This window comes from Shewanella salipaludis (genome assembly GCF_012911865.1).
Taxonomy (GTDB): Bacteria; Pseudomonadota; Gammaproteobacteria; order Enterobacterales; family Shewanellaceae; genus Shewanella; species Shewanella salipaludis.
Genome location: NZ_JAAXYH010000025.1, coordinates 1 through 9034, shown reverse-complemented (window position 1 = coordinate 9034; position 9034 = coordinate 1). Strand labels below are relative to the sequence as shown.

Here is a 9034-nt window from a genome sequence, read left to right as displayed (position 1 = left end):
GCGTGTCTTCAACACTTATTTGAGTTCTTCGAGGGCGCGGCATGACAAGACTCCAGCATCGACAATTTATCTCAGTTTAGAAGAGACCGCTGAATCTCACCATTTACTGTGGGTGGCCCTAATTGCTTCTAATTGCTTCTGCTGCATGAGCGTCAATAAACACAAGGCCATGGCCAGTGAGTATCTTGCCGAGCAACAGGTCGAATAAGCAGCCGAGAAACAGATCGGGCGGTCCAACGATAACGAGTTGGCAGCCTAGGCCTGAGACAACAAAGCCCGCGAGTGCGGGCTTTGGCATCTAGTACTCTATACTTGGCTATTCATCAATATATACGTAAAAGCAATCAAAATAACTATTTGAAAAGAAGCTAAAACCGTATACAAACCAAATCGCTTTAGCTTAAGTTTTTTCCAACCAAATAAAGACAGCGGAAATACAGCCAAGGGGCCAAAAACAAAAACATAAAACACGATATCTTCTAATACTCCATCCAGAGATAGAACTTGGATCACATCATCAAGAAGATAAACAAAGCTCAGTGAGAATACCAAAACCGTGAATAGCTCTAATACACCGATTAATTTTCGATTACTTTGATTAATTTCCATCACCTATTCCCCCCTGTGGCCCATCCAAATGCTTGCGCGTCAACTCTATCCCAAACCTGATGCTTTAAAATTTCATTTGGACGGCCAAGCGGCCCAGTCCCTTCACCATAGGTATGTATATAAACGTTGTTTTTATCCTGAGTAACCCAGCGCCGGACGATTCCCGGATTCAATAGATGGCGTGGTATTCCTTTTTCATTTGGGGGAAGAGTAACATTCATAACCGTTCCTCCGTCCGCAGAGACTTCATGCCTTACATATCCGACCGGAAGCGCAAAGCCCACCTGTTCATCGGAAACAGGCTCACCACTAGCCCCCGGAGCAGGATATCTTTGCAACCCTTGCCTTACATTTTCAATATTGCAACCTGTGGTCGACTTACTGCATGAATTATCAAGGTAATAATCATGAAAGTCTTCATGAGATTCATCAAAGGAAGGCACGCCATCCTCATCTACTGATGTTATACCCTGTTTCCTATTTGGTGTTAAGACAGAACCATCTGTTTGCTTTTCTATTCTTCCATTTTGATTAGAAGCCGTCTGAGTTTGCACCCCTTGTGAAGCAATTTGCTGCTGAGATCCAATATCAGCAGTCTTACCTACATTGGCTATTGAGTTGGTAACAGCGGCTTGACCTTTACTGGAACCATTACTGATATGCACATTACCTTGGCTATCCTTGCCGATATGTCCAACGGTTTTGCCGTCCGCATTAGTAATGGCTTGGGTTTTACCCGCTTCCAAACCATCGGCACAGCCTTTCAGCGTATCGTCCGTCGAACAGTAGCCCGTTGGATCTATACCAGACATAGGGTTGTTCATTATGTATGAATAGGGGTTGATACTCTGGGTCGAGGTGGGACTCTGGATGAAGGGATCAACGCTCATGAACCTACCCAGGTTGTAATCGTACACCCGGCCGTTCATATGAATTAATCGGAATGGAGAGTTGAGCTGAATGTTAAAGAGCGCATGGAATACAGTGGCTTACAGCTGCACCTTACCATATGGAATCAGTGTTGTGTTCACTTGGATGATGGCTTGGGTAATTTCTTGTTGTTCAAAAGATTATGGCAAATCACCCAGAAATTCACCTTCTTTACTTTCGCTGGTCTGCCGGGTAACGGATAGGCGCTTTCCACATGAAAACGCATTTTGCCTTGTTCCTTCCACACCCGAAAAACGACCTGATAGAATATCTCATTGCCATCATCGTCTTCCAATTTGCAGGTGCAGTAGCGACTGTAGCCACCGTGATAACAGAACTGCTCGGGTAAGGTCTCAAGTATGTGGGCCAAATGGAAGGACAAGGCATATCTGGTTGGGCAGAATGCTCTGGGATCTTCAGGCTTGTGTGGGTATATCTGAGGACCGTAAGGGTCTTTGGATTTATCAGGATCTACGGTAAATACGTGGTGTGACAGCGTAATATAAAGGGTGTACTGCTCATTCCTTTGCGGATGAACATAGGTGTGTTTTCTGGCAACCAAGTGCTCAAAGTGGATTTCGGTTCCGTGATAGTCGAACGGTTTCCAAAACTGATACTCACTGTCGGCGAGGTTAAAGAGACGTTTCAAGCTCATTATTCTTATAATTGTGTAGGGCCAGAAATAACAAAGGCTCCAACGAGGGAGCCTTCGCCAAGTCAGACTTGGATTCAGAACGTCATTACCGGCCACTGCCTCGACCCTTGCGGGTTACGTGGTGTCATGCTTGCGCATGTCTGCTGCACCATGGCTATAGTCTCGCCCTTTTTGACGGGGCTGTCAATCCTGAATCCGGGCTGCCGGATGCGTCCGGTTATACACCTCCTTCAGTTTGGCCATGCTCACATGCACATAGATTTGAGTCGTGGATAAGTCCGCATGCCCCAGGAACTCTTGGACATGGCGAATATCGGCACCGTGATCCACCATGTGCGTTGCCGCTGCGTGGCGATACTGGTTGCAGGCCCCTGACTTACGCACATCGGCCAACTTGATGTACTTGGCCACCAGTTCAGACAGTTGAGCCGCTCTGAATGGCTTACCGTTGTTTGCCAAGAACAAGGCTTTGCCGGAGTACGCATTGCCCAAGGTGGGTCTGACTTCTTTCAGGTAGCGATATATCCAACTGCAAGTGTCTTTGGCAATGGGCACATATCTGTCTTTAAAGCCTTTCCCCTGATTGACTCTGAGCTGGCATTGCTCAAAGTCCACATCGTCCAGCGCCAAGGTGCCAAGCTCAAATCGCCGAATGCCGGAAGCATAGTAAGTCGTCATAATGGCTGTGTCCCTTACCCCCTTGAGACCATAATGCTCGGCCTGCTTTAGCACCTTCTTTACCTCCTCTTCACTCAGAACGGGCTTGGGTAAGCGCCTGCCATTCTTCGGCAGTTCAAAACGTTCGGTACTATTCACCACAAGCACCTCTTTGATATACAAGGTTCTAATGAACACCTTCACCGTTGTCAGTCGGTAACGTATGGTGGCCCGGCATAAGGGGCCTCCATGACGTGCTTTGCGATACTGGTTAAGGTACTGCTGGTAGTTGTCCAGTACTTCCACATCAATCTGAGTTGTATCGACTATGCCGTGCCCCTTGGTCCACAGCAAAAAGAGCGACAACGAGGCCTCCTTGCTGACCACGGTGTTTTCGCTCTGGCCTTTGGCGCGGCAGACATCCAGGTAGTACTGTATGCAGTTCGATAAGGTTAGCGAGTTAGGTTTAGTGAGCCACATAGCGCCTCCCCCATATCATGATATGAAACCTGACAGCACGGGTATAAACACCGTGCCTGTACCATTGAATGATCCGCGGTGCCGGCCTGCTGGGACAAATGAGTTTTATCCCACAGGCGGCAACTATGTTGTCGCCCTCAAGCAGCGGCTCCACAATACAACCCCGAAAAATCTCATGGCCATTGACCTTGGTTAATCCCAAGCGCCTCAATGCACCACGACATCCGGCACCATCGGCATGTTCCGATGTGGGCACATAGCGATTCAAGGTGCGGTCGCAATAACCAATCCAATGCGCTTCTATGCTGCCCATGCTTATCCCTCGCCGCGCCAGTTTTTGGCAGACGCCGGGATTTGCCAGCAAGCGCTGATGGTAAATATCGAAGAGCTGTTTGAGGTAGATGTCATCCATATCAGGGGAGGCCAACATCTGCTCGAAGGCGTCAATATGAAGGTTTGTGTCCATCATTTGTCCTCCTTAACCGCTCTGTACAGCTTACGCATGGATTCGCCGTGCAACTCCAGGCGATGGGCGCGATGAATTATGCGATCCATGATGGCATCGGCAAGGGTGGGCTCACCTATGTATTCATGCCATTGGCTGACCGGCAATTGGGTGGTGATGATGAGCGCCCCGGATTCGACACGCTCTTCTATCAACTCCAGTAAGTCCTGTCGGTTAAGGTCGTTCAATGGAGCCATGGCCCAATCATCCAGCACCAGCAGTTTGTATTTGGCCAGCCCGCTGCGCAGTTTCGGCAAGGAACCATCCCTGTGGGCAATGTCCAATTCCTCCATCAGTAGGTTGAAACGCTTGTACAGCACTGAAAAATTAAGTTTTATTGCCTGGTTGGCAAGGGCACAGGCAATCCAGCTCTTTCCGGCCCCGGTCGGCCCGGTAATCAGCAAAAACTGATTTCGAGCGACCCAGTCGCAGTTAATCAATGAGGCCAGATAGCCCTTATCAATCCCTCGCTTTGCCAGGTAATCAATATTCTCTACGCAAGCCTGGCCCTGCTTCAGCCTCGCGGCTTTAAACAGTCGCTCCCGCTTTTTCTGAGACTTGTATTGGATTTCCTCACAGGTCAAAAAGGCCAGAATATCGATAATGGGGAGGGCTGCCATATCCGGTGTCACCAGGACTTTTTTCAGGGCTTCACTCATGCCGGTCAGACGCAGTTGTTGGAGGTTTTCAAAGACGCTTTGTTCACTGCTCATCTTACTGTCCTCCATCCAGGTAATACCGGGCACCGCGAACATTATGGTGCAGTGGCAGCTGGCCTTGAACGGGGACGGCCTCAGCTGAAGGTTCATCCAAGCGGCACTGCAAGATGGAGCGCACACTGCTGACGGTCAGCGACTGTATTTCACAGGCACACTGGCATGCCCGTTCAAAACGCGCCTGGCCATATTGCCTGGCGAGCTTTTGCAGTTTCGAACAGGCTTTGCAGCCCTGTAATGAATAGTCCGGTACGCCGTCAAACTGCGCCGATACCAAGGCTAAGGCGTGCTCGCCAATGCCAGTGGCCCATTGGGTAAAATGCGCTTTTGACTGAGCCGCATACGCCTGATGACTCTTGGGTCTGTGGCTGTTCTCCGTGGTAGTGCCACCTTGAACATGGCTACGTATATGCATGGCAACCAACTTGTGATGGAAGTAGATTTCGACCTTGCTTTGGCACACTTTGACGTCCACCAATTGGCCAGTCAGCTCATAGGGCACAGAGTAGGCGTGACCATGCACGTAAATGTGATAATCCCGATTCACCTTTTGCAGATGTAGCCATCGGCCAATATCAAAGGGTTTGCTTGGTAAGGCAGACAACGCCGCACGTTCGGTATGTTCAAACCGCTCACGGCGATTGCCTTTATAGCGTTTGAACGGGCGTCGATTCAGCTGCTCCAGCAACTCGACAATCGCCTGATTAATCTCGGCAATGCTAAAGAAGCTCCGGCGACGCAGCACCACGGTAATCCATCGGGTAACCAGCAACACCCCGATTTCGGCCAGGGATTTATCCTGTGGTCGCCTCACCCGTGCAGGATCTATCACAAAGCCATAATGCTCGGCCAGCTCCTGGTAGCTGTGATTTATTTCCGGGAACTTACCGGGCCGGGTGACGGCTGACTTGAGATTGTCCGGCACCACCACGCGAGGAACCCCACCCATATAATCAAACATCGACGGATGGGTTTTCAGCCATCCCTCCAGACTCTGGTCGCGCAATGCCTGGGCAAATACCAGCTGCGAGTACCCCAAAACACCCACAAAAATTTCCGCATAATATTTCTCCCCAGTTTGCGGATCTGTCCAGGGAATGCGCTTACCGGCAAAGTCGACAAAGCACACCTCGCCGGGGGCATAGTACTGACGCATGGACACGTCGATGGACTTGACGTAGTGCCGATACCAGTGAGTAAACTGCGAATAGCACAAGGCATCGGCGGGACGAATGCTGCGGTATTCCTCCCAGAGCTGAATGAGTGTTTGATGCTTCTCCTGCATCAAATGATGCACATAAGCCCAGTCAGGTTGACGCTTAATACTGTCCGTAGGCGTGACGGGGTTCAATCGATTCAGCAGCCGGTCATCTGAATCTTGCTCCAGCTCCGCAAGGGTCACAGAGGTTTCCCGTCGCTTACTACGATAAGCCCGCACCGTATTGGGAGATATGCCCACAAGCTGGGCAATCCGCCGATTTGAGTAATTGGTGGTCAGCAGCAAACGCAGCAGCTGCCGTAATGTCTGTATGCTCATGATGAGCTCCTTAATTTCACTGTTGATGAAATCAAGGCACGTGCATGCCCACGCTCCGGTCTGGGCCGAAACTTGACAGTCTGGCATGGGAAAGCTTTAATGAAGTTGTCGAGCGCGAAAATTCGACAAATTCCGGAAAAGCCAGCATTTGCAGATGTTGGCTTTTTCACTTTCAGTGCCTTGGCTAAATCACGAATAAATAGTTTGCTTATCTTTCGTTAGGCCTTTCCTCCTCAACGTGGCATTGATGTTCGATTCTTTGTTTGGCGAGCCAAAAAGCAATGTCCTTTACCAACACATATCTTCCCCTTCGGCCCTGAATGGTAAATAGTGCAACCGGAAAGGTGGATTGCGACATGTGTTTTCGCAGCGCATGAATGCTCGGATAACCCATGGCTTCGCTTAACTTTTTACCAGTCAGCAACGGTGAGCCATATCTGTGCATGAGTTCACGCTCCAACTCAGCAGCCAATGCTTCCAAGTGGGTACCGTGCCTGTTAGTCATCCTGCAACCTGCTTTGATTTCGTGAGATTAACTAAGAATATGAAGACCTACTAAACTTGCATAAGGCTTTCTTTTTCAATTAAGGGCACGAGCTCATGAGTGAGTTCGACAACAAAAACACTATTTATCAATTGGTTGTGTTGTTAGGCGGCAGTTTGCAATGCCAATTGCGAAATTTACTTCTCCTATGTACACCTTCGAGAACTATCTTGGCCTGAGCCGAGACACAAGGTCACTTGCTACCCGCTACGGGTGCGCTTGCTTGAAGGCGTACCTGGATGCCCCAAGTGCCTATGGAATGAAAAAGAAGTTATTTGCTGAGGACGAACAACGGCGTCACAGCTCAGAATGGCTAAACAATTCGTCCCGCTTCTTTAATAAAAAAGAGCAAGGTGAGCCGGTCATCAGGGAATATGTTGTTGACGACATTGACCGTCGCCTGAACGCAGAATTTTCTTTTAAGGCGTTGCTCTGCAACCCACTGTGGCAACTTATCGACAATACCCAACCTTCGGCACAATCCATCAAAGAGGTGTTAGGTAATCTTCCGGTAAACTATGTCAACCTGCTCTTCAAAGAAGATGCTTACGGCAACCTTATCAGAAAGAAAAAAATAAACGGTAGGACAGAGCTTAAATTGATGAGCCGCACCGACATCCATGCACTGACCTGCTGGATAGCCTTTTGCCTGGAGTCCACCACACCAGAAAATACATGTTTCGATAGGAATCAATTGTTGGCAATTATATACTTCCTCAAAATTGGCCTCACTACTCCGTTCTCCGCAATAGCAGTCGACTTTTATGAATACCTGAACGCCCAATTTTTGCATCTATATGATGCAAGTAATATAGTACAAAACTATCTGCATTTTAGTATGTTTCGATTGTCTGATGGGAATCAGATTCGTATTCCTATGCGGCTAATATTAAAAAATTCACCTAACATTAGGCCAGTATTTTCGCTCTACCAAGATTTGTGCAAAAGAGCTATCCAGCTAAAGCTGGTCCCGAATTCCAAAGAAGGTCAGCTCTGCTTTTACAACTTCATCCATCATACCGAGATCCAGAAACTTATCGATACGCTTTTTCAGGCAGACAACCATCCCACTTCTTTGAAAGAACTCAAAGGACGAGTCTCCATTTTTGGGCAACATTGACAGCACCCTGATCAGTCTAAAACAGTAGAAGTGATCACTTGTGAACAGCGGAAGCGATCAATTGCGCCAGTGCCACCAATTAGCGGCGCTGCCCCAAACTGCCCGCCCTGCTGGCCAACACTGATCACTTCTACCGGCAAAGCCTGCCCAGGCTGCTGGTCGAATTGCCCGGTTTCAGGCAAGAAAAAGCCCCAAGGAAATGGGGCTGATTGGAACAAGTGTTACTACTGTCTGCTCTTTCTTCGTAACATTTAATCAATGAGCTTAAAAAAACTATTACCCGCTACAGGTAGTATTTTTATGCCTTCGTTATACAGGGCTTCCGCTCCCGATGTATAACGATGGGATCGAGCGTTTGCCTCAGCGCCATTGACCGGGTTTACTACTGTTGCTCCGGCTTTGGTTAACTTTTTCAATCTTAAAGCAACCTTATTGGCAATAGCAGCCTTCTCCTTGTCATCGGACATAAATGCCAAAGCTGATTCTTTTAACCCTTGCTCTGTTAATCGTCCAATGTGTAAACCAATAGTACCTGAGTTCAAGTCATAGAAGATATTTGGCGAAGAAGCATCCATAGAGGGTTTCTGAGCTGTGAGGATAATACGAACGTCGCCATCAATATTCAGTGCCTCGACTGACAATTTGCCATCTATTTCCCTCAAAGCAAACGGTCTCAGAACCATCACAGTCACAAACAAGCCAAGCTCAGAGCTAATTGAGTTTATATACTCAACAAGCTCTTCTAGCGTGGCGTGAAACTGAATCATTATTTTTTTCATCGTTTACGTCCTAATCATACCGCTCGAATCTTGTGGGGAGACCAGCACCATTCAAGTCATCAAGTGCTTGCTGTTCACGCTTAACTGGGGAGCCATCTGCTTTGGTTTTCCCTACGTTTACTCCACACAGGTTACCTTTGCAGTCTTGGTAAAGAACGTCTGGTCTGCGACCACTTTTGTTTCCGCCAGGAGTGCGGACTAACTGCTCAGGGAGCCTACCACCCCCAGCTATAACCGTTCCTCCATCTGCTTCGATTTGTTCGCCGATCTCGCGAATCTTTTTATTATGCGGCGCATTTGGATCTGTCTTGGGCCCACGCTTTGCGCCCTTTGAAATCCCAGGTATTCTAGCCTTTTTTAATCCTACATCAAAATTAGTATGAGGCCAGCCATATTAAAACAACAACATAATGCACTTTCAGTGAGTGCTCAAGCCTGGGGAAGTGGTTTAGCCCAGAAACAGTCGACTCAACAGGATACAAACGGGGAAGATTGACACCAC

Annotated in this window: 11 protein-coding genes; 2 read left to right on the top strand and 9 right to left on the bottom strand. The window is 48.3% G+C overall.

Translation table 11 applies throughout. The features are described from left to right. Nucleotides 1–208, top strand: a 208-nt coding sequence (locus HC757_RS18980; protein ID WP_211164499.1) for a hypothetical protein, incomplete at its 5' end; no start/stop codon positions are given. Between the two features lie 98 nt (nt 209–306). On the opposite strand, the gene HC757_RS18760 is transcribed toward HC757_RS18980, so the two are convergent. From HC757_RS18760 to HC757_RS18725, 8 genes are all read right to left on the bottom strand, one after another. Further along, the gene (locus HC757_RS18760) at nt 307–609 is read right to left on the bottom strand and encodes a hypothetical protein (protein WP_169565966.1); all 303 of its coding nucleotides are present in this window, start codon (nt 607–609) and stop codon (nt 307–309) included. Continuing rightward, nucleotides 609–1421: a hypothetical protein gene (locus tag HC757_RS18975; RefSeq protein WP_211164498.1), complete on the bottom strand. Its 813-nt coding sequence runs from the start codon at nt 1419–1421 to the stop codon at nt 609–611. The genes HC757_RS18760 and HC757_RS18975 overlap by 1 nt, the downstream gene beginning before the upstream one ends. A 215-nt stretch (nt 1422–1636) precedes the next feature. Beyond that, nucleotides 1637–2188: a heat-shock protein gene (locus HC757_RS18750; RefSeq protein WP_211164497.1), complete on the bottom strand. Its 552-nt coding sequence runs from the start codon at nt 2186–2188 to the stop codon at nt 1637–1639. A gap of 189 nt (nt 2189–2377) precedes the next feature. Beyond that, nucleotides 2378–3331 carry a tyrosine-type recombinase/integrase gene (locus HC757_RS18745; RefSeq protein WP_169565964.1) on the bottom strand — a complete coding sequence of 318 codons (954 nt, stop codon included), beginning with the start codon at nt 3329–3331 and terminating at the stop codon, nt 2378–2380. Beyond that, the gene (locus HC757_RS18740) at nt 3318–3800 is read right to left on the bottom strand and encodes a hypothetical protein (protein WP_169565963.1); all 483 of its coding nucleotides are present in this window, start codon (nt 3798–3800) and stop codon (nt 3318–3320) included. Before HC757_RS18740 ends, HC757_RS18745 begins: the two co-directional genes overlap by 14 nt. After that, nucleotides 3797–4549, bottom strand: a complete 753-nt coding sequence (gene istB, locus HC757_RS18735; protein WP_169565962.1) for an IS21-like element helper ATPase IstB — start codon at nt 4547–4549, stop codon at nt 3797–3799. Before istB ends, HC757_RS18740 begins: the two co-directional genes overlap by 4 nt. Before the next feature lies 1 nt (nt 4550). Further along, on the bottom strand, nt 4551–6089 hold the full coding sequence (gene istA / locus HC757_RS18730) for an IS21 family transposase (RefSeq protein WP_169565961.1): 1539 nt from the start codon (nt 6087–6089) through the stop codon (nt 4551–4553). A gap of 208 nt (nt 6090–6297) precedes the next feature. After that, nucleotides 6298–6570, bottom strand: a complete 273-nt coding sequence (locus HC757_RS18725; RefSeq protein ID WP_211164496.1) for a hypothetical protein — start codon at nt 6568–6570, stop codon at nt 6298–6300. 322 nt (nt 6571–6892) lie between these two features. Between HC757_RS18725 and HC757_RS18720 the strand changes: the two genes are divergently transcribed. Beyond that, entirely contained in the window at nt 6893–7753 is an 861-nt protein-coding gene (locus tag HC757_RS18720) for a hypothetical protein (protein ID WP_169565959.1), read from the top strand. Nucleotides 7754–8004: 251 nt separating this feature from the next. On the opposite strand, the gene HC757_RS18715 is transcribed toward HC757_RS18720, so the two are convergent. Further along, on the bottom strand, nt 8005–8532 hold the full coding sequence (locus HC757_RS18715) for a hypothetical protein (protein WP_169565958.1): 528 nt from the start codon (nt 8530–8532) through the stop codon (nt 8005–8007). Between the last annotated feature and the right edge of the window lie 502 nt (nt 8533–9034).